General features: G+C 42.8%; 18 protein-coding genes. 2 read left to right on the top strand and 16 right to left on the bottom strand.

Translation table 11 applies throughout. The features are described 5' to 3' along the window. Nucleotides 1-3: 3 nt before the first annotated feature. The 12 genes from IPM65_00725 to IPM65_00670 all read right to left on the bottom strand — a co-directional run bounded on the left by IPM65_00725 (nt 4) and on the right by IPM65_00670 (nt 11,630). The gene (locus IPM65_00725; GenBank protein QQS44117.1) at nt 4-3,216 is read right to left on the bottom strand and encodes a DNA-directed RNA polymerase subunit beta; all 3,213 of its coding nucleotides are present in this window, start codon (nt 3,214-3,216) and stop codon (nt 4-6) included. Nucleotides 3,217-3,306: 90 nt separating this feature from the next. Further along, nucleotides 3,307-4,389, bottom strand: coding sequence for a transposase (locus tag IPM65_00720; GenBank protein QQS44116.1), 1,083 nt, complete (start codon nt 4,387-4,389; stop codon nt 3,307-3,309). A gap of 57 nt (nt 4,390-4,446) precedes the next feature. After that, entirely contained in the window at nt 4,447-4,674 is a 228-nt protein-coding gene (locus tag IPM65_00715; protein ID QQS44115.1) for a hypothetical protein, read from the bottom strand. Beyond that, the gene (locus tag IPM65_00710) at nt 4,655-4,921 is read right to left on the bottom strand and encodes a hypothetical protein (GenBank protein QQS44114.1); all 267 of its coding nucleotides are present in this window, start codon (nt 4,919-4,921) and stop codon (nt 4,655-4,657) included. The genes IPM65_00715 and IPM65_00710 overlap by 20 nt, the downstream gene beginning before the upstream one ends. A gap of 267 nt (nt 4,922-5,188) precedes the next feature. Next, nucleotides 5,189-5,914, bottom strand: coding sequence for an NTP transferase domain-containing protein (locus tag IPM65_00705; protein QQS44113.1), 726 nt, complete (start codon nt 5,912-5,914; stop codon nt 5,189-5,191). A 37-nt stretch (nt 5,915-5,951) separates the two neighbouring features. Beyond that, the gene (locus IPM65_00700; GenBank protein ID QQS44112.1) at nt 5,952-6,230 is read right to left on the bottom strand and encodes a hypothetical protein; all 279 of its coding nucleotides are present in this window, start codon (nt 6,228-6,230) and stop codon (nt 5,952-5,954) included. A 3-nt stretch (nt 6,231-6,233) separates the two neighbouring features. Further along, nucleotides 6,234-7,133: a hypothetical protein gene (locus IPM65_00695; protein QQS44111.1), complete on the bottom strand. Its 900-nt coding sequence runs from the start codon at nt 7,131-7,133 to the stop codon at nt 6,234-6,236. After that, nucleotides 7,130-7,522 carry a VanZ family protein gene (locus tag IPM65_00690; GenBank protein QQS44110.1) on the bottom strand — a complete coding sequence of 131 codons (393 nt, stop codon included), beginning with the start codon at nt 7,520-7,522 and terminating at the stop codon, nt 7,130-7,132. The genes IPM65_00695 and IPM65_00690 overlap by 4 nt, the downstream gene beginning before the upstream one ends. Before the next feature lie 11 nt (nt 7,523-7,533). Beyond that, a complete protein-coding gene (locus IPM65_00685; GenBank protein QQS44109.1) occupies nt 7,534-8,736 on the bottom strand; it encodes a lamin tail domain-containing protein in 1,203 nt (400 codons plus the stop codon). A gap of 37 nt (nt 8,737-8,773) precedes the next feature. Further along, nucleotides 8,774-10,003, bottom strand: a complete 1,230-nt coding sequence (locus tag IPM65_00680) for a C39 family peptidase (protein ID QQS44108.1) — start codon at nt 10,001-10,003, stop codon at nt 8,774-8,776. A gap of 62 nt (nt 10,004-10,065) precedes the next feature. Beyond that, entirely contained in the window at nt 10,066-10,956 is an 891-nt protein-coding gene (locus IPM65_00675; protein ID QQS44107.1) for an FtsX-like permease family protein, read from the bottom strand. Beyond that, on the bottom strand, nt 10,953-11,630 hold the full coding sequence (locus IPM65_00670; GenBank protein QQS44106.1) for an ATP-binding cassette domain-containing protein: 678 nt from the start codon (nt 11,628-11,630) through the stop codon (nt 10,953-10,955). Before IPM65_00670 ends, IPM65_00675 begins: the two co-directional genes overlap by 4 nt. Before the next feature lie 99 nt (nt 11,631-11,729). Here IPM65_00670 and IPM65_00665 point away from each other — a divergent pair, with 99 nt between their 5' ends. Continuing rightward, a complete protein-coding gene (locus IPM65_00665; GenBank protein QQS44105.1) occupies nt 11,730-12,344 on the top strand; it encodes a hypothetical protein in 615 nt (204 codons plus the stop codon). A gap of 56 nt (nt 12,345-12,400) precedes the next feature. Here the strand turns inward: IPM65_00665 and IPM65_00660 are convergent, their stop codons facing one another. The 4 genes from IPM65_00660 to IPM65_00645 form a co-directional block, all read right to left on the bottom strand. Further along, entirely contained in the window at nt 12,401-14,866 is a 2,466-nt protein-coding gene (locus IPM65_00660; protein ID QQS44104.1) for a hypothetical protein, read from the bottom strand. A 317-nt stretch (nt 14,867-15,183) separates the two neighbouring features. Beyond that, complete coding sequence (locus tag IPM65_00655) at nt 15,184-15,651, bottom strand: hypothetical protein (protein QQS44103.1); 468 nt, start codon at nt 15,649-15,651, stop codon at nt 15,184-15,186. A 44-nt stretch (nt 15,652-15,695) separates the two neighbouring features. Beyond that, nucleotides 15,696-16,718, bottom strand: coding sequence for a peptide chain release factor 2 (gene prfB, locus IPM65_00650; GenBank protein ID QQS44102.1), 1,023 nt, complete (start codon nt 16,716-16,718; stop codon nt 15,696-15,698). Nucleotides 16,719-16,801: 83 nt separating this feature from the next. Then, nucleotides 16,802-18,256, bottom strand: a complete 1,455-nt coding sequence (locus IPM65_00645; protein ID QQS44101.1) for a LytR C-terminal domain-containing protein — start codon at nt 18,254-18,256, stop codon at nt 16,802-16,804. 148 nt (nt 18,257-18,404) lie between these two features. On the opposite strand from IPM65_00645, the gene IPM65_00640 reads away from it, so the two are divergent. Further along, nucleotides 18,405-20,144, top strand: a complete 1,740-nt coding sequence (locus IPM65_00640; protein ID QQS44100.1) for a DNA primase — start codon at nt 18,405-18,407, stop codon at nt 20,142-20,144. Nucleotides 20,145-20,230: the final 86 nt, after the last annotated feature.

Below are 20,230 nucleotides of genomic sequence, written 5' to 3'. Positions count from 1 at the left end.
CGTTTAGGAAATATAGTCAATTGATAATCCGAGAGCATTCAGTTCTTTCACAAGAACGTTGAAGGACTCCGGTACATTGGATTGAGGAATATTGAGACCCTTGATGATAGCCTCAAATGATTTCTGTCTTCCCCGTACATCATCAGATTTGATGGTAAGCATTTCCTGGAGTGTATGAGGTACACGATGTGCCTCAAGTGCCCAGACCTCCATCTCTCCGAATCGCTGACCTCCCATCTGGGATTTACCTCCCAGAGGCTGTTGAGTCACGAGTGAGTACGGTCCGACAGATCGAGCATGGAATTTATCCTCGACCATGTGAATGAGTTTCATAATATATCCGATTCCGACAAGTACCGGTCGCTCAAACGGTTTTCCGGTTGCTCCGTCATAGAGTGTCATCTTGGCATCTGCCGGAAGACCGAGTTTTTCCAGTTCTCCGAAGATAAAGTCTTCTTTGATCTGTTCGAAAACGGGTACTGAAATATAGTTATTGTTTTTCAAAGCGATCCATCCGAGAATAGTCTCAAAAAGCTGTCCCAGATTCATACGGGCAAGAATGGAAAGCGGTGAGATGATGACATCCACCGGTGTTCCGTCTTCAAGATACGGCATGTCGTACTCAGGAAGGATTTTTGCGATAACACCCTTGTTTCCGTGTCTTCCCGCAAGTTTGTCTCCGACAGTTACTTTTCTAAGCTGTGCGGTGTGGACAAGAATTCTCTTCAAAATACTCGGTTCAAGTTCATTCGGATCTTTTTTGGCATCGATGACATCAATGTCAATCACGGTTCCGCGATCGCCGTACGGCATGCGGAGTGAGGTATCTTTGACATCTTTTGCTTTTTCTCCGAAGATTGCACGAAGAAGACGTTCTTCAGCAGTCAGTTCGCGCTCACCTTTTGGAGCAACTTTTCCGACAAGAATATCTCCTCCCTTTACATCAGTTCCGGGCAAGACAAATCCGTCTTTATCAAGATTCTGGAGAATTTCTTCACGGACATTGGGAAGATCCCGTGTGAGTTCTTCAGGTCCGAGTTTGGTATCAACAACATCAGCGACATATTCCTCACTGGTTATGGATGTAAACATGTCTTCTTTCAAAAGTCTTTCTGAGATGACGAAACCGTCTTCGTAACCCAAACCGTGTAGTGATGTATATGCGATTACAAGGTTTTGACCGAGAGCAAGCTGTCCGTTTTCACTGGCAGGTCCGTCTACGATCAGTTCGCCTTTTTTCATTTTCTGATTCGGTTCTACACGCGGCTTCTGATCGAAAGCGACGTCTTTATTTGTCCGTACATATCTTTCAAGTTCATAATTGTATTTTTTACCGGATGAGCCTTTGAAAACGACTTTGTTTCCGTCGACATACTCAATGGTTCCGTCTTCAGGAGCAAGAATGGTGCGTCCGAGTTCGGCTGAAACGATCTGTTCCATACCGGTTCCGACACGCGGTGCCTGCGGCTTAACCAAAGGTACAGCCTGACATTGCATGTGACTTCCCATGAGGGCTCGTGAAGCATCATCATTCTGCAAGAAAGGAATCATGGCTGCTGAAAGTCCGATTGCAGCACGCGGCGATACGTCAATGTAATCAACCTTGTCAGGTGTTACTTCAGCGATTTCTCCTTTGTGTCGTGCAACAACGAGTTCATCAGTTATATATCCTTTTTCGTCAACGTTGATGTTGGAGGCTGTAACATAATATTTTTCTTCGTCATCTGCCTGCAGATAATCGACTTCATCTGAAATGCGGGCTTTGATTTTACTTCCTTTCTTTTCTTTCACTATTTTCTTGTACGGGGCCTCAAGGAAACCGAATTCATTGACGCGTGCATACATAGCCATGTAAGTCACGACACCGATGTTCGGTCCTTCAGGAGATCTGATTGGATCAATTCTTCCGTACTGGGAAGAAGAAATATCTCGGATTGAGAAGGAAGCACGCTGTTTTTCGATACCTCCCGGTCCGCCTACCGTCACACGTCGAAGATTATCAAGCTCTGAAAGCGGATTTGTCTGATCGACGATTGTTGACAGCTGATTGGTTTTGTAAAAGATATTTATGGTTGCAATAAGCGGTTTGTTGTTCAAAACCTGTGACGGGGTAGGATTGACGTCACTGGTGATCAGACTCATTCGCTCTTTGACCTCTTTTTCGACACGGATCATTCCGGCGCGGATTCCGTACATGCCGATGAGTTCACCGACCGTTCGGAGTCTGCGGTTTCCCAAATGATCAATATCATCGAATTCTCCCTGATTTTTGGTCAGTTGGACAAGGTATTTCAAACCTTCAATCATATCTTCTTTCTGGAGAAGATAATTATCAGGAACATTTTCAATATCAAGATTCAGTTTCTTGTTCATTTTATATCTTCCGACACGACCCATAGAGTATCGTTTCGGATCAAAGAACAGAGTGTTCAGTGTTTTGTATGCATTTTCAAGAATGAGAGGCTCTCCCGGTTTTACTTTCCGGTAAAACTCCAGAACGGCTTCGTCTTTGTTGGATGTTTTATCTTTCTTCAGTGTAGGAGTAATATATTTTTCTACCAAATCCGGATCAAGATCACGGAAGTGATTCATCAGTTCATTATTGCTTTCTCCGTCAAAGAGTTTCAAAAAGACTGATGCGATCATCTTTCTTCGCTTATTGATTTTGATCTCGATGATACCGTACTTATTGATACTTACATCAATCCATGAACCGATATACGGTCGGACTTCCGCATTGTAAAGGGTAAGACCGCTTGTTTTGTCAATTTCGGCAGTGAAATACATTCCCGGGGATCGTGTGATCTGGCTGATGATTGCACGTTCAATACCGTTTATGATGAATGTCCCTTTTTCGGTCATGATAGGCAGATTGAAAAAGTAAACATCCTGTGATTTAGTTTGTCCCGTTTTTTTATTTTCGATACTTAAGCGTAGATATATCGGCTGATCATATGTAAGTTTTTTCTTTATGCAGGTTTCAAGATCGTAACGGGGTTCTCCGAAAAGAAGATCTTCAAAGTGAAGAGTGAGCTTCTTGCCGGTGTAGTCATCTATCGGGAAAAATTCCTGAATGATTTCTTTAAGTTCAATATCGAGAAATCTTCTCCACGAGTCTTTCTGGACCGCGATAAGATCGAAATCTTTCATGAAATTTTCTTCTGTGCCTAACAGAATGTGACTTGAGGCGTTTTGAGGGTTTGATTTGGTTGCCATTGGTACTGTGGTAAGAAGTTTAAACAAATAAAAAAATCCCTAACATAAATAGGGCGAATTGCATAAATATACTATACACTCACTTAAAAGTCAACACATTGTATGAGTTCCATACATATGGCACTCTTTAGGTAAAATAGATAATAGGTAATCCATAGGTGAAATATTGTTCAGGCTTTTGTGAACTCGCTTTGTATTGTACCAGACGAGGTATTCAATAAGGTGACGATTGAATGATCCGATACCGGTCCACTTGGTATAGATGTAGGGGTTCATAAATTCTTCCTGGAGTGTTCTGTTTGCTCGCTCAATAAAGGCATTGATCTTGGGACATCTGGGGTAGATAAAGAGGTGTGGGATATTGTTTTCTTCCAGATAGTCATGGAAGTTTCCCAGATACTCGAGGCCGTTATCTGTTTGTATGGTTTTTATACCATCTTGTATTGGGTATACTAGTTCCAGTCTTCTCATAAAATCAGCACCGTTTCGGCTGTTGAGTTTTGAGTATCCGTAGGAGAACTGGAATTTGAGTTTGATGTCCACTGCATTGAAGACATACAGCTTGATTCCGTGTACAAACTTCGTGATGGTATCAATCTCAATGTATCCGGTATCTTCCACCTTGGGAGACCGCTTGACCTTCTGTCGGTACTTTACTTTCCGTTTTGCAAAGCCACTTGCTGGATTGTGATAGATCCGGTAGGTCTTGCGCTGCAGGTTGTGTCTTTTGATCACTTTTCCAATGGTTGACTCAGATATAGTTGAAATTCCTTCCTGTAGGCAATACTCATCAAGTAAGGGCTTGATCTTCTCCTTTCCCAAACAAAAGTATTGTTCTCGAATCTCTTTGATAAAGGATATGACCTTCGGGTGAGTCTCCATACGTCGGGGTGTCTTTGGCTTGGTTGTCTCTGGTATCAGGCTATCCAACTGCCCTTCTGAATCTCGCCGTCTCTTCCTCCATCGAAACAATGTCCTTCGTGATATCCCATATGCATCAACTGCAGCTTGTATCCCGTACTTCTCTGCAAATGTCAGAACATCGTTTCTGATTTGTGCTACATCTGACTGATTGTAGTCTGATAGAGATCGTATCTTTTTCATAAGATCTCTATTGTACTGCCAGTCATAACTCCTAATTACTCGAAGCTGATCTCCTCCCCATTTACTCATAGATGTTAGTTCCCTATGAGTGCCATATCTTTCGTAACTTATTCACACATTTCATACTTATTTTTCAGTTTTCTTTTCTTCCTCTGATGCGGAGAGCATGTTGGATTGGATGAGGTGGAGAATATCTTCGATACTGTGTTCAAGTGTATCCGTGTGTTCCAAAACTTTTTTTACCGTGTCCCGTCCGCTCTTCGTACCGAAAGCGTACATGAGAACGGAGCCTGAGAGCATTCCGAGCGCGTATCCGGACCAGAAATTCTGAGAATCATTTTTTTGGTTTGTCATTTTTTGCGCTTTTGTATAAATCAATAACCTTCAATACGGTTTTAAATCCGTTGATAAATCCTGTGGCTTCGCCGATACCGTGCTGGAGTCCGACCCCGATACTGTCAAACCCTTTGATGATTCTGTTGACATTACTGAGTGTTTTTCGGAGTTCGAAAAGGACAAGTGTAAGCTGAATGCCGACGACTGTCAGGAAAATGGTGGAAATGACAAGAACAATAAGGAGTAATATTTGAATGGTATCCATATTTTTTATTCTACTTATATTTGAGGAAGAAGTAAAGGTTGAAAAATGATGTTGTCATGCTCGTACCACAAAATTTGTTCAGAAGTGAACTCGCCAATTCTTGACAGCTCGAACATCCACTTCATTCACAAATTTTGATTACTTCGCTAAAGATATGAGGTTCCCCAAACTCGGCCACCTGTTCCGATTCTGAACGTGTCCTCTGCCATCTGGTGGATCGGACATCCACTTCATTCACAAATTTTGATTACTGCGCTCACCATTTGCTTATTGAGTTGGATTTTGTTTGGCCTTATCTGCCCAGTAGTTGTTGACGCGGAGAAGACTATCGAATGTGCCGGCATCTTCCCAGATTCCTTTGAGCGTGGATACTTTCAGTTCACCTTTTTTCAGATACTGGTTGATGACATCGGGAATTTCGATTTCACCGCGTGATGACGGCTGTACATTTTTAGCGAACTGTGCGGCTCTGTTGTCAAGGACATACAATCCCACCATGGCGTAATTACTTTTCGGAGACTCAGGTTTTTCAACGATAGATAATACGTTATTATTTTCGTCAAATTCGATGACTCCGTAACGTTGCGGATCGTGTACTTCCTTTGCAAAAACATGTCCGCCGCTTTTAAAGTTTTGCACAATCTCAGAGAAGTCTTCATCAAAGATATTGTCACCAAGGATCATGGTGACGTTGTCATCTCCGATAAAGTGCTCTCCTACAATGAAAGCATCTGCCAGACCGCGCGGCTCTTCCTGGATCTCATAGGTGAATCGTGCCCCGAACTCTTTTCCGCTTCCTAACAAATTGAGGAAATGTCCAGCATATTCAGGTGAAATAATGATCAGAATGTCTTTTATTCCTGATTTAATCAGCGTTTCGATGGGGTAGTAGATCATCGGTTTGTCATAGACCGGGAGCAGCTGTTTGGATGTAATTTTGGTAAGCGGTCGAAGTCTGGTAGCACGTCCGCCTGCGAGAATAATACCTTTCATAGATAGTTAGAGTAACTTGTGTCAATACCGATAACCGTTACGGCATGATCAGTATTTTAATAAGGAACAATACGGTAAATCCTATGAGGACATATTCTAGCACAACTTTGAGATGAAGTGTATTTTCGATAATGTGATGATAAATTCCCCAAATGATATAAAAGGAAACAAATGCGAGAAGTATGATAAATTCGAGCAGGCGTTCGCCTTTGAAAATATTCAGCGCCAGGATAAAAAAGACACAGACCGTCATGAAAAGCAGATAATCAAACGGGTGTTTCTTGAATTCTTTCTTAATTTGTTTGATCAGGTGCATAAATTAGAGAATTGAACCTTTAATAATAACAATTGTCCCGATAGTAACGGTACTTAAAAAGAGAATGTGTATCAGATTTTTGCCTTTAATGTGAATGAGATTGAGCTTCGATGCAAAATAGAAATCAAGAATAAGTGCCAGAATGAGTACTGAAAAGAAGACCATATTAATATCCAGGAATATGGAATAAAACGGAGTCTGATTATTACCTTCGGAAAGTACGGAAGTTTGCGGAGCGGCAACAGGTGCAGGAGCTTCTGCTTCAGTCTCAAGCTGTGCAGCCTGAGGCTGGGCTTGCTGCTCTTCCTTTTGAGGCTGCTCTGCGACTCCGTAAAGAGGTTTCCCGAACATCTGTACAACGAGAGTGGTTTCTTCACCGTTAAGTACTCCATTCACCACTGCAAAACCCACATCCGTATACTCTTTCCGCATGATATTTTCGCGGTGTGTCGGAGATTCCATCCATGCCTTTACCACACCGTCACTGAACAGAAAGTTTTTCGCTAAATTCTCGCCGGCAAATTCATATTGGTAACCTGATCCGAGTATAAACTCCCAGGGAGTTTCCCCGGCGGGACCATAATGTGCCCAGTAATTTTTCTCAAACATGTTTTCTGCTTTTCTTCTTGCCGCGTCGGCAAGTTTATCATTGTACTGCAAAGGGTCCAGACCGGAATTCTGACGTTCCTGATTCGTCAGTTCAAGCAGTTTCTGAGGCGATATATCCGTGGCGTAACCGAGTATTGATCCTGATGTGTTCTGAATATGGGTAATACCTGCGGTAAGAATAAGTGCAAATGCCAAGTATATTGTCAGAAAGTCATGATGCAGAATCTTCGACTTAAAGTTGTTGGTATGACGGGGGATAAATAAATGATGTATTGAATCAACAATGTTCTTCATAAAAATAGTTTCAATTTGGCCAGATTAATTTTAGTATACTGAAAACACAGTAGAATTCCAATACTATCAATGAACAAATCTCTTATTGATCCGTTTCGGGTCGGGACAAATGTCTGATGGAGCTCATCTGAAAGTGCGTAAAGGAATGTTGTTACAATGGCATAGAGAAAAACCTTCTTCATGTTCTTGTGTGAAAGTGTCCGATAAAATCCGCGAAACACCAAAAAAAACAGAGCAGCATATTCGATCACGTGCAGCGATTTAAAGACAATAAAATTTATGGTATAGACTTCCGAAACGGCAATGCGCTGACGGGATGACAGGAAAAAAATCGTGATCATCAAAGCAAGCGCAGGTCCCCATGCCAACAGAAATTTTTTGATATTCATAAAAAAAAGAACTACTTCAATTTCATTTTAACAGTTAGTGAAATAATTGAAAGGAGAGAATATAAAGGTGAGAGTGATGAGAGTGAAATGAGTTTTTGACCATCTTCAGAATGGTTGACATAGTCATCTGTTCCGAGTATGTCAGGGTTCTTTGGTCGGGTTTCCGGCATCGTAACAACGATCATATAGTCCGAAACAGTTGATTCAGACGTATTACTCTCTGGTATTGTGATGAATTGAGAAAGTATCGGCGTTACTTCGGGAGCAGGTGGTTCTGGGGTCGCATGTGTTGTTTCCGAACAGCTTTCATTCTCATATCCGTTTGTCGGTTCCATACGGCAGACGGCTTCTGTCATTATCTCCGGCCTGCCCACACTCAAACCCTTTTGTGCATTCAGATATGAAAAACTATCGATAACTATGTTTGAAGAATTCAACAGTCTTACTGAATCTCCGCTGTTATTAAATATCCCTGAAGAAAGTTCATACACGCCATAATCTTTTGCAGGAAGCAGTAACGTAAATCTTTTCGGAGAGGCACCTGCATCAGACGTATCGTCAATATACCAGTTGAGGAGTGTTACATCGTGATTGTTCGGGTTGTAAAGCTCAATCCATTCATTTGCTCCTGAATCCGGATACACCATAGTTTCGGATATGCGGATGTTCGTGACAGGTGGTATATCTGTCGGAGACGGTGTCGGTGTCTGTTCGGGAATAGGTGTTGAGATCAGTGTCGGTGTCGGAGAGGGCAGTATTTGACAGGAGGTTTTTGTTCCGTTCCAATTTCCCAAAGTTGAAGGTTCCGGCAACCAGCCTTCCGAGCCGTCGGGTATTCTCTGAAATGAAATAAATTCTCCCCGACTGGTATCGTAGGTATAGGAATCGATAAGTCCTGAAAGTGTAGCAGTCGGAGGAGCGGTAGAATCAAACAATCGTATTGTGTCACCGGAGGCTTTATTCAGATTGAATTTTCCTTCAATTACTACGCAGGAATTCGGCTCAATAATTGTTCTTTGGGATACTGTGTAGTAGCTTGTCCCGCCGTCATCGTCAATATACCAGCCGGATATATCAAAAGGACTGATTCCCCGATTCACGATTTCAACCTGCTGTAATGGTTCAATTTGGAATTCATTGATGTAAATATCAGCATTTGTTTCGGCGGCAAATACGGAGAAGGGATAGATCAATAAGAGAAGAATTAATACCATTATAAATATGATACATAATGGTATAACAAAAAATCAACTATTCAAAGACTCCGTATGGCCCTGAAAGGGAGTAATAGTCGGAAACTTTTTTATCAGGTCCGTAAATCGGATCATTCATAATATAATCTGATCCGTCTACTTTTTTCAGTACGACGTAGTGACTTGATCCCCGTACGCCTGCAATAACAGGGATTCCCCGGTTGAGATAATCCGACAGTTGGCTTGAACTTATATTTCGATAGTTTTTTCCGTTTGGCCAGGATCCGTTAAAATTTGACGGAATATACATATATGCCGTACCGGGAACAAAATATTTGGGATTTGATGCCAGTTCAAGCGGTGTAAATCCGCTGACACCGTCATGACGCATCACCATTGAAATACTCGTGATAAAGCAACCGACGTCAAGAACTGATTCGCTTGACGAACCCATTGCTGCACCGGCCCATCGTTCATCCCGCTGTGACAGGTACCATCCTCCTTCGCCTGTACCGAGTCCGTCAGCACTTATGATTCCTGCTCCCGTGATCCGAACGAAGCTTTTAAAAGCAGCAATCTGACGACGTGCTTCTTCCAGAAGGGCACTGTATTTTGCTTCATCATTCTGGGTTGCAGTTAATAAGACTCGTTTTTCGTCCTGTTGTCTTGAGACTTCAAGCTTTTGTGAGTCAAGCGTGGTCTTCAGCGAAGCCAGCTGTTCCGCTTTCTTCTCCCGTAAATCCTTTTGTTCCTCAAAATTGCTTTTTGCTTCCTGTACTTGCAGTAGTGCTTTTTGGTTCCTGTCCCGTGCGAGCTGATAATATTTCAGCCTGTTTACCAGTTTTGACACATTCGTGCTGTCAAGAAGAATATCAAGCGTGTTTGCACTTCTGTTTTTGTATCCTGCAACAATCCGCTGGAGCAGGGTTTCGGAGAGCTGATCTAACGATGAATCAAGATTAGTGATACGGGCGCCGAGGACATCAATTTCCTTTTCGGTTTCGGTAATTTTTGCTTCCGTCTGATTGATACGAAGTTCCGCAATATAAAGTTGTGTGTCCATGTATTCGATCTGTGCAGAAAGTGTATTTTTTTGTGATCTGACTTCACCGAGTTTTTGTTCGTATTCGGCAATTTTCTTTTCCAGTTCCGAGCGTGACTGTGCCTGACTTTGGCCTTCTGTCGGAGTCGGAGTACCTGTCGGTTCCTCAGCAAATACAGATATTGATGCAGTAAGAACTGCGGTAAGAAGAGTCAGAAATAGAGTCGTGAGTAATTTTTTTTTCATGAACAAGCACATTGTAACCGATGCCAAACTCAACCTGCAAGCATACTTCAGTCAGGAAAATATTACAGGTACCTGTTTGTTGCAGCGAAACTTGAGATGAGAGTAATAAAGAGACTAAAGACAGCCGTGACAGATAAAGTCAGAATCGCAAAAGGAAGGCTGAACGGCCACACCTGAAGCGGAAGTCCGAACAAAGACATATTCAGGTTCCCTAAGTCCGCAAAGTATTCCGTAAGGAAAGCATTCATGAGAATCAACACGCCGATCAGCACAATATTGGAAAGAGCTGTCGCAAGCACTCCCAAAAATACGCTTTCACCGATAAACGGTTTGCGGATATACATGTTCGTTGCCCCGAGAAGTTTCAGAATACTGATTTCCTCACGTTTCAATGCAATTTTAAATGACAATGTAGTCGTCAACACAATGATAGACATAAACATGAGATAGCTGAAAAAGATAAATGTGACCCGTCTCACATTTGATGTAAGGTTAAGCAAATTGTTTATGATATCTCTTTGGAACTGCACTTCATCAACCCCGGGTTGATTTTTCAGCATGTCAGCAAGCTCCGGCAAATACTCAGGTTTTTTTGCATCAATTTCAAGAGAAGCAGGCAAAATTTCAGCTGAAGTCATCTCAACAAGAAGGGGATCATTTTCCGTAAATTCTTTATAAATTTCAAAAGCTTTTTCCTTTGAAACATACGTTATGTCAGCTGTTTTGCCGGATGCTTCCAGTTTGTCACGTGCAGCAAAAATCTGGTCCTCTTCGGCTTTCACCTGGAAATAAACAATAATACGGGGACGAGTTTCAACATAGTTAAGAAGCCCTTGTAAAAAGGTTAGCGAAATAAACAATAAGCCCGACAAAAGCAGCGTAAAAAAGAGTACCGACAGTGCAGCAAATGTTTGATATGGTGTTCTCCGAAGTGAAGTCAGAATATCGCTCATAGTTCGTATCCCCCTTTCTTTTTATCTTTTATAATTTTGCCGTTCTTAAGAACGATAACGCGCCGCTTCATACTATTCACGATATCGGTATTGTGTGTTGCAAAAAGAATGGTTTTTGTTTTTTCGAGTTCCTTAAAAATCTTCATTACTTCCCAGGTCGTTTTCGGATCCAGATTTCCCGTGGGTTCGTCTGCCAGAATAATGCGCCGGTCTCCGACTACGGCACGGGCAATAGCCACACGCTGAAGTTCTCCCGCCGAAAGTTGTGCGGGAAACTGATACATTTTATCTTCAATTCCGGTCAGCTGAAGAGATTCGGTAACCTGCTTTTTAATCTCGGACGGATGATATCCCTTGATACGCATGCTGAGTGCGACATTCTCATAAACGTTATCATCAGGAAGTATTTTAAAGTCCTGAAACACGACACCCATTTTTTGGCGGAGTTGGGCGGCCTGTTTAAATTTTGCCGGTGTAATTTCCATATCGTCAATAAGAATGCTGCCTTCAGTGAGTTTTGTATCATTCAAAAGGAGCCGAAGAATAGTGGTTTTGCCTGCTCCTGATGGTCCGACCAGATAAATAAATTCCCGGTCTTCAACATCGAACGAAACACTGTCAAGCGCGATATTACCGAGAGGATATTTTACCGATACGTTCTGAAAAGAAATCATAGATATCAGTATAAAGGATGGAACAAAAAGTATAAAGTAAAAAATTGGTATTGTACTTAAGATGTTCAATATTTATTCTCGTAGTGCTACAATGAATGTATGTTTAAACGTATAAAATCGATACGAAACAAGAGGTATATATTTTTGTTTGTGCTCTTGTGCCTTCTCCTCTCCGCAGGACATTACTTACGCTGGCAATATGATCCGATTGTTCTTTTGAATGCAGGATACGTGGAGGGAGTAGTACTTGATAATGCGACACGTCCTGGCTGCGATTGGGACACACAGGTATACGGAGAAGGGAATAGTTGTGATAGGCATGGATCTTTTGACATTCTGAAAGATGATGGGACGTACGCTACGGTACACATCTGGCAGATGGACTATACCAGGTCATATATCAATTTCTATACAATCTATCAGCAACCTTGTTACGGAAGGATCATTGGGTTTCCTGAGAAAGAACGGGATCCATCACTTCCTCCTGTTGACCCATCGAACCAATTCTCTCGACTGCAAGAACAGCTGAGGGTGAAGTATGAAGTCCACCCGGGAGATCGTATACGGGTATTTGGAGAAAAATCAACTTACTGGGTAATACCAGATAAAAATGGTGAATTAGGAGTTGTTGATAAAAATACCAAAGATGCCTATCAATACACTCACTACCGTACCTGTAACTCTAGTTTCTTTTTTGCTGAGAAAATGCAATAAAAAAAGCCTTGGAGCAAATGATCTGCTCCAAGGCTTTCTAAGTAGGACTGTACATCCTATCTCTCGATCAGCGGTAGGTATAAATACCTGGTCGTATCCTCATGCTCGACGAGGATCTCGGTATCTACACTCCCATCACCGTCAGTATCGATCCCTACTGAAAGTGACTGATCAGGTTGAACTGCTAGCGTGACTGTAGAGCCGGATGGCAGAGACGGCAAGGTGTATGCCAACTCTACATCTTGATCTACAACGAGGTGACAATGCTCCAATGCTTCTGATACTGCGATGACAGATTTCTGCATATCCGATGCCAGTGACGTCATGCTCGAATCGGGATATGAGCAAGTCAACCGTGTTGCTTTCTCGGCATCACCCTCAGACACGATCGTACTGATTGTTCTGGTCAAGGTTGATCCTGCCGTCAGCTCAAAAGACGCCTCAGATGGATCAAATGCCACAACGTCTGTCATGCCGTATGTCGGACCGATCGCCTCGACTGACATCACTGAGTCCGGGGAAGCGATACCGATATTGGAGCTGATCCCATCCGTGTAGAAGACGGTCGCGGAAATTCTGCCGGTATCTGTGACAACAAGAGTTCTGTGAACGCTGTCTGATATCCCATTGAGAGGCAGTGTCAAGAACATTCCTTCCTGAGGGTATATCCATGCGTTCGTCAAACTCATGATCGATGCGACCTCACTACCATGTTCCGGAAAGAGTGTCGGTGTTCCGGCGACAGTACTGGAAGATATCGGGACGAGGATCGGCTTTGTATGATATTCCGGACTGGCTGGATTGAATGTCTTGAGGCGGCACTCCTGTGTGCTTGCCCAGCCTTCATACCCCCATGTACCATCTTTACTCAGCCGCAGCTTCTTCTCTTGGTCGGGATAGTTTGCGTCGTAGACAAAGACATTCATGCCGGTCACGTCTTCCGTGTACTTGAACGGTGTCACCACATGTGCGATACAGAAGTTGAGTGGCCAGGGAAAAGCCGGGACATAGTAGATATTCAAAAGAAGCGGATCATTCATATCGCCTTCGATCGAACTTTTGATGCGAGACTCGATCTGAGCATACGAAAGATTCTGATTTTGAACATACTGTGTCAGAAACTCTGTCCCTTGTGAGTACAGGAAGTATGTGGCAAGATAATCTCCGAGTACACCTTTCTGTAGACTTCCGAAGGAATATCCAGGACTCGGGACGTCATGCACCGTCTCGTATTCTGTGAATCCGGATGGGAGTGAGAATCCATGAGGGAGATCGGCATACAATTTCGATGTAGTCAGATTGTATCCGAAGCAAAGTCCTCCGTCAGCCATAGACTCAAATCCTCTACCCTTGAATTCATTATCCGCTCTATCGCTAGGTTCTCCATTCGCTTTCATCGTCTGACCATCCCCAAACGCCGCACGGAAATGCTCCCAGGTGATGTCGTATCCCGCGTTCTCAAAACTCCACGCATCTTCCTTCACATCAAACCCTTCCGGTGTCGGTGTGGGGGTTGGAGTGGGAGAAGCATCCGGGGTGCTTGTCGGTGTAGGTGTTACCGTAGGAGTTGAAGTCTCGGTAGGATCGGAGCTATCGTCGAATTCATAGAGATAGAGATCATACGAAGCGTCGAGATCATCTGGGTCAATCTGATCAGTCGTGATCAGAAGTATCGTATTTGCTTCCGAAGCAAAATAGTATTGATCCCATATGATGTGCGCTCGAATTACTGTTTCCTCACCCGTCTCAAAGTCATAGATTTGGTCCTTTTGTTCCCAAGTGCCTATCAGATACCTTCCATCTCCTGATAGGGCAAGATATTCACCTTGTTGCAAATTTACGCACTGGTACGCCTTCTCCGGGACATTCCACAAGTAGTAACCCTCACAAACAGCCGAACTCTGGCCGAGGAAAAGGATTGTTTTCCCATTTTGTGATACTACCTGTAGTTTACTGCCAACCCACTCACCTGTGTCATTATCGTAGAGAAAATGTTGCGTTTCTCCTGTCTCAAGATCATAAATGGCATATTTGGACGAGTAGGTTTCTCTATCTTTGATGTAGCTATAGTAGAGATAGTCTCCATTGAAGTCTACAGATAGCAGATCCCACGGTTCTCCCGGCGCCCCACCAATCGGTTCTTCCACAGGGACATACGTTCTTGTCACTCTATTGTAAAGTACATGTTCGCCAGAGGACAAAAAACCAACAAAGTAATCACCATGGGCTGATACTGAAGATGCAGAAACGCCAATATAAGGATCGGTTTCCTTCCCAAGAGAGATGTCGTAGAACCTTGATACATAGTCTGCCTCGTACCCTACGTAGATAGCATACTTACCATCCTGCGTAACAAGGACGTTCTCCACGCGAGTAGAAAAATATTGAGAAATTCTTTCCGAATTTCCCGTGCGCTTGTCCCACAAGTAAGCCTGCTCATAAAGATCTCCCTCAATATCCTTAGTGATATACGCAACCAGGTTTCCATCGGCACTGATTCCTTGATGAGTATTCAAAGGCATACTGTCTCCAGATCCAGAAATCCACGTATACCTTCCATTCTCAATTGACCAAACACTTTGCGAGGTCAGCAAAATCATAACGACAAGCCCAAGGAGCATGATGGATATAGAGAAAAGCCGTTTCATTGTATGATCTCCTTTCAGATCACTTCATTGTTTGAGAAGTTACAAAACATACAGGTGTTCTCGTTGTATAGTGAAGATTTTCACGCTATTCAGTTTTCAAAGTACATACTTTTCACATGCAAATCATGAAAAGTGATGTAGTTATACCATTTATAAGAAGTCTAAAGAGAGGGCGAAGATATTAGAAAATATTATTGGCTTACCTCAATATATCCGACGTCCATGAGCCAACCGGCTTTTTTTGCATCAAAGGTCTGTCCCCAAACCCGGACTTCTTTACCAACAAATTCGGAAAGATCAACTGTTGTAGATGTAAGATATACGTTCTGAGATTCTCCTCCGGGTCTTTCCAGGTGGAAGCTGCCTTCACCTTCAAATCCGCCTTCACGAAGCGTTCCTTCAGCCGTATCTTTAAAGGTTTCTTTATCGAGGATACCGGCACTCGTTTTTGACCCTCCTTCTGAGGTTTCGGAATTATTGGTATCTGAGTTTCCGGAAGACATGGATTTTGAAGTTACCATATTGGCAAGAAATCCCGTCGCACCGCCGAGCACAAGAGCTCCGGCAAGAACGAGAACAATAAACGGAACTGAAACGGTTTTGACAATGTTTTTGCCTTCAAAATTGTGAAGTATATGTGGTTGTTCTTTATTTCTCATACATCTTAGAATAGCATAGGATTGGATTTTTAGAAAGTAGGTTGTTATTCTTTATTCGGCTGCTTGAGATATGCCTGAATGAATTCTTCAATATCCCCGTCAAGGACTTGCTCCACCTGACTGTCTTCATGCTCGGTACGGAGATCTTTGATGAGTTTGTACGGGTGGAGGACATACGATCTGATTTGCCTTCCCCAAGAAGCCTGTGTGTCTTTCTTGTATGTTTCCAAATTCTGTTCACGCTTTTGTTCTTCAACTTCCCAGAGTTGTGCCCGCAGAAGTTTCAAAGCCGTCTCACGGTTTTGGAGCTGGGATCGTTCCTGCTGACAGGAAACTGTTATGCCTGTCGGGATATGGATCAGACGTACAGCCGTTGAAACCTTATTTACATTCTGACCTCCGGCACCGCCTGAGCGGAAGAACTGCCATTCCAAATCTTCATCTTTTATTTCAATCTCTTTGTCTTCAATGATGGGGAGTACTTCCACAAGAGCAAATGAAGTTTGTCTTAACCCGTCAGCATTGAAAGGTGATTGTCTGACCAGACGGTGAACACCGGCTTCTGCTTTCAAAAGCCCGTAGGCGAATGTTCCGTAGACGTTCATCACGGTACTTTTGATTCCTGCTTCTTCTCCCGGTACCCGATCAATTTCTTCAAATTTCCATCCCTTATTTTCAAAGTATCGTGTGTACATGCGGTGTAGCATCGAAGTCCAGTCCATGGCTTCTGTACCACCCTGACCGGCATGAATGGCAAAAATTGCATTTCCTTTATCATATTTTCCGGAAAGGAACAGTTGGATTTCATAAGCATTAATCAATTTTTCCGCTGCCTGTAATTCACCCTCAGAAAGCAGCAGTTCCATCATTTCGACATCTTCCATTTCTTTTTTCATGTCATTTATGCGTTTCATCACATCAGCGGCAGTCTCATGATCTTCCCAGAAATTCTGCTCATAGGTGCGTGCCTCCAAGGATTGGAGTTCGGATTTCAGTTCAGAAGGGTTGACTTTTGCTTGGATTTGCTCAAATTTTGTTTGCAGTTCTTCACGTTTTGTCTCGTCCATAGATTAGTTTGTAGTCTGTAGTACGTAGCTAGTAATACCGTATATCATACCATACGAAGAACTTAGTATAATGACGTGAGAATTTAACGGAAGTCAGTCCCGACAATAATTACGATATCGGCAGCAGAATCTTCTTCAAGTACTTCGAATTCAGGTTCCGCTTCAAGTTCAGAGGTGATATCCTCGGCAACCAGGTCACGGAGAGCTTCATCGCCTTCTTTTGTTTGAATGACGGTCGTTCCGTAGTCAAATGCCGATGCATTTCCTGTGAGAATCTCCTCATATCCCTGTTCACGGAGGAATTCTTTGACATCACTTGCTTTTCCTGCGATACCGGAACCGTTCAGTACCTGTACTCGGACCTCCGAACGGTCAATAGCGGGTGTAGGTGTGGCTGTCGGAGGCACGGGTGTAGGTGTGGCCGGAACAGGAGTCGCTGTAGGCGGAGTCATTCCCGGAATTGAGAAATTCAAACTCGGCATTTTAAACGAAAGCTGCTTTACATTCATCTTTACGGCATAAAGTATGGCAAATGTGAGGGCAAAAGAGATCAGAAAAAACAGTATTCCTTTCACCGGAAGATTGGGTTTCGGCATTCCGAGCGACGGTTTCGCGTATTTGCTGCCTCCAGATCCTTTGGTTTTTCCGTTTATGAGAGTGAAAGCTTTATTCTCCGTATTGAAAATAAAAGCTCCGAGAAGCATATCATATTCAAGAACAGGTATTTCTCTATTGTCCTGACCTGCCAGCATTTTGAGATAGTCTCCGTAGAAATGAGGGATAATCCGCTTGAGAGGATTGGTCCAGACACCGACATCTTTGGTGAAAGTGTCCTGCCGGACGGATTCAGATTGAGCGCCGGACAAAATCAGCCGGTTCAGTTTCGTATATTGGGTTTGATATTCTGCAGCCTTCTTTTGCAATACTTTTTCAATTTTTTTGTCGGCGGTCATCTTTGCAGTCCAGTGTTTATCTTCAAGAAGCCCGTAAGAGTCGTAGATGTATCCAGACAGCTGATCCTGGTCGTATGATACGTACCAGATATTTTCCTTTTTATTGGTTCGCAGTGTTTTCTCAAAGAGTTTGAAGTAGGTAAGAGACTCAGGAACAATACATTGAAGTGAAAGCTCAATCAATTTCAATGGCTCCGCGAAAGCCTCAACGGTTTCATTGGAAGCCGCATAAACGACAATTTTTTTCTTTCCTTCGTTTTCACGAATAATGTAGTCGTAGTGTCCTGTTTCAACATCAAAATTCAGTTCGGTTCGTGCTTTTTCTTTGAGATAACTCCCGAGTGCATTCTCAGCGACATCAGCCGGCATATCAGTTCTCATATACATGAAAGCCTCCTGGGGAAGTATCAGAGTGACTTCTTTGTCTTTCGATGCTCCGTCAGGGAGCATGGCAAGGGTTTCTTTTATTCCTGATGCGATGACGTCCGGATTGGCGGGTTTGCCGTTCTCAAGCAAAGGAACCTGGAGCGTTTTCTTATAAAAAGATGCTTCATATTGCCCAAGAATACTCTTCTTGAGAAACATTAATTTGATAGTATTAGTATCCAGGTATATATATAGCATTAAAATCATTATAATAGGATTGCGAAAAAGAAAGCAAGTGAAAAAAGAAGGCGTTGAATAAAAGCTGTACAATCCGTATATTTCAACTTTGCCTAATTATACTTACGAGATGAACAATCAAATAGAAGAAATAAAAGAGAAGATCGACATTGTTGAGTTTATCGGGCAGTTTGTAGACCTGAAAAAGGCAGGCAGGAATTTTAAAGGTTTATGTCCCTTTCATCAGGAAAAATCTCCCTCATTTGTCGTTTCTCCCGACCGACAGATATGGCACTGCTTCGGGACATGCGGAATAGGCGGCGATGTTATCACCTTCAAAATGAAATGGGAGAATTTGACCTTCTACGAAGCACTAAGAGAACTGGCAGATCAGGTTGGGGTAAAACTGGAGGATACTTCCTATGACGATAAACAATGGAAGCGGAAAGAGCATTTGTACGCCATAAACAGTATGGCTTTGAAATACTATGCGTATCTTCTGACAAAAACTCAGTATGGGAAGAAAGCGATGGAATATCTGGTAGGGCGGGGTACCAATGAAAAGATTATTCATACGTTTGAACTCGGATACGCACCCGCATCCTGGGATTCACTTCTGAAATTTCTGACCAAAAAAGGATTTAATCCGCAGGATATTGCTGCGACCGGATTGGTGATACAGTCAGGGAGCCGAATGTATGACCGGTTCCGCAACCGGCTGATGTTCCCTCTGAAAGATGCAAAGGGAAATGTTGTCGGCTTTTCGGGACGGTTGTTGGATAACACAAAAAAAGAAGCAAAATATGTGAACACGCCGGAAACGGAGATATATCACAAAAGGGAAAATCTATTCGGGATTCATTTAGCAAAAGATGAGATCAGAAAAGCTGAAAATGTATATGTCGTGGAAGGGGAATTTGATATGATCACTCCGTATCAGCACGGAATCAGCAACATTGTGGCCATAAAAGGGGCAGCGTTTACGGAAGAACAGCTAGGGGTGCTCAAACGCTATACCAAGCGTATTACTCTTGCACTTGATATGGATGAGGCCGGTGTTGAAGCCATGAAACGCGGTATTCGCTCGGCAGAAAGACTGGATTTTGAAGTATATGTTGCGACGTTTACATCAGGAAAAGATCCTGATGAAGCAATTAAAGCCGATCAGGTACAATTTAAGAAAGATCTGAAGCAGGCGATGCCGGTGTATGATTTTCTTCTTGAAGATATTCAGAAAAAGTATCCTGAGAAAAACTCATTCCAAAAGAAAAAAATCGGTGAAGAAATCATGCCTTTTATTCGGGATATAAGCAATCCGATCGTACAGTCTCATTACATGAAAATCATATCTGAAATGCTTGATGTAAGTGAGGGTAGTCTGTATCGTTTGATGAGGGATACCGGCCGGAGCCGCTTTAAAAAACAGTCTCAGGCGACCAAACCGGAACAGATCCTACCGAGAAAGGATCTCATACAGAGATATCTGCTGAGTACTCTTCTGCAAAATACTACGAAAGAACATGCAGCTTCGATATTTTCCATCATTTCATCTGAAGATTTTTCTGTCCCATCATTCAGGGTGATTGCAGATGCCTTAAAAATCCAATTTGAACGGAATAATCAGTATGAGTATTCCAGTTTCGTGAAAACACTCAAACCGGAAATACAATCAGTTGCAGATGAGCTGTTTATGTTTACTGCTGCCACGGAAGAAGAGCAGCCTGATCTGACAAAACTAGCCTACGAGATCCGTATGAACACCATTAAAGATCAGATGGACGCGTTGATGGAAAGTGAAAGCGATACTGATGAACAGAAACTCAGTCTTTTATCGAAAGAGTACAACGATCTACGGATGAAGCTGAAATAATCGGCTGTTTGGATTGGAAAAAATCGCAAAGACACTGTAAAATATAAAGCTACTCAGATCAGAGGCAGAACTCTGATCTTTGTGTA

It is taken from the genome of Candidatus Roizmanbacteria bacterium (assembly GCA_016700135.1).
Lineage (GTDB): Bacteria > Patescibacteriota > Microgenomatia > UBA1406 > GWC2-37-13 > UBA1450.
Note: the sequence above shows the minus strand (reverse complement) of the source record. Positions and strands in the feature narration are given on the sequence as shown.

Bases quoted from the DNA above. Each gene is read 5' to 3' on its own strand.
- IPM65_00725 (QQS44117.1), bottom strand. From the start codon at position 3,216: ATGGCAACCAAATCAAACCCTCAAAACGCCTCAAGTCACATTCTGTTA.
- IPM65_00720 (QQS44116.1), bottom strand. From the start codon at position 4,389: ATGAGTAAATGGGGAGGAGATCAGCTTCGAGTAATTAGGAGTTATGAC.
- IPM65_00715 (QQS44115.1), bottom strand. From the start codon at position 4,674: ATGACAAACCAAAAAAATGATTCTCAGAATTTCTGGTCCGGATACGCG.
- IPM65_00710 (QQS44114.1), bottom strand. From the start codon at position 4,921: ATGGATACCATTCAAATATTACTCCTTATTGTTCTTGTCATTTCCACC.
- IPM65_00705 (QQS44113.1), bottom strand. From the start codon at position 5,914: ATGAAAGGTATTATTCTCGCAGGCGGACGTGCTACCAGACTTCGACCG.
- IPM65_00700 (QQS44112.1), bottom strand. From the start codon at position 6,230: ATGCACCTGATCAAACAAATTAAGAAAGAATTCAAGAAACACCCGTTT.
- IPM65_00695 (QQS44111.1), bottom strand. From the start codon at position 7,133: ATGAAGAACATTGTTGATTCAATACATCATTTATTTATCCCCCGTCAT.
- IPM65_00690 (QQS44110.1), bottom strand. From the start codon at position 7,522: ATGAATATCAAAAAATTTCTGTTGGCATGGGGACCTGCGCTTGCTTTG.
- IPM65_00685 (QQS44109.1), bottom strand. From the start codon at position 8,736: ATGGTATTAATTCTTCTCTTATTGATCTATCCCTTCTCCGTATTTGCC.
- IPM65_00680 (QQS44108.1), bottom strand. From the start codon at position 10,003: ATGAAAAAAAAATTACTCACGACTCTATTTCTGACTCTTCTTACCGCA.
- IPM65_00675 (QQS44107.1), bottom strand. From the start codon at position 10,956: ATGAGCGATATTCTGACTTCACTTCGGAGAACACCATATCAAACATTT.
- IPM65_00670 (QQS44106.1), bottom strand. From the start codon at position 11,630: ATGATTTCTTTTCAGAACGTATCGGTAAAATATCCTCTCGGTAATATC.
- IPM65_00665 (QQS44105.1), top strand. From the start codon at position 11,730: ATGTTTAAACGTATAAAATCGATACGAAACAAGAGGTATATATTTTTG.
- IPM65_00660 (QQS44104.1), bottom strand. From the start codon at position 14,866: ATGCCTTTGAATACTCATCAAGGAATCAGTGCCGATGGAAACCTGGTT.
- IPM65_00655 (QQS44103.1), bottom strand. From the start codon at position 15,651: ATGAGAAATAAAGAACAACCACATATACTTCACAATTTTGAAGGCAAA.
- prfB (QQS44102.1), bottom strand. From the start codon at position 16,718: ATGGACGAGACAAAACGTGAAGAACTGCAAACAAAATTTGAGCAAATC.
- IPM65_00645 (QQS44101.1), bottom strand. From the start codon at position 18,256: ATGTTTCTCAAGAAGAGTATTCTTGGGCAATATGAAGCATCTTTTTAT.
- IPM65_00640 (QQS44100.1), top strand. From the start codon at position 18,405: ATGAACAATCAAATAGAAGAAATAAAAGAGAAGATCGACATTGTTGAG.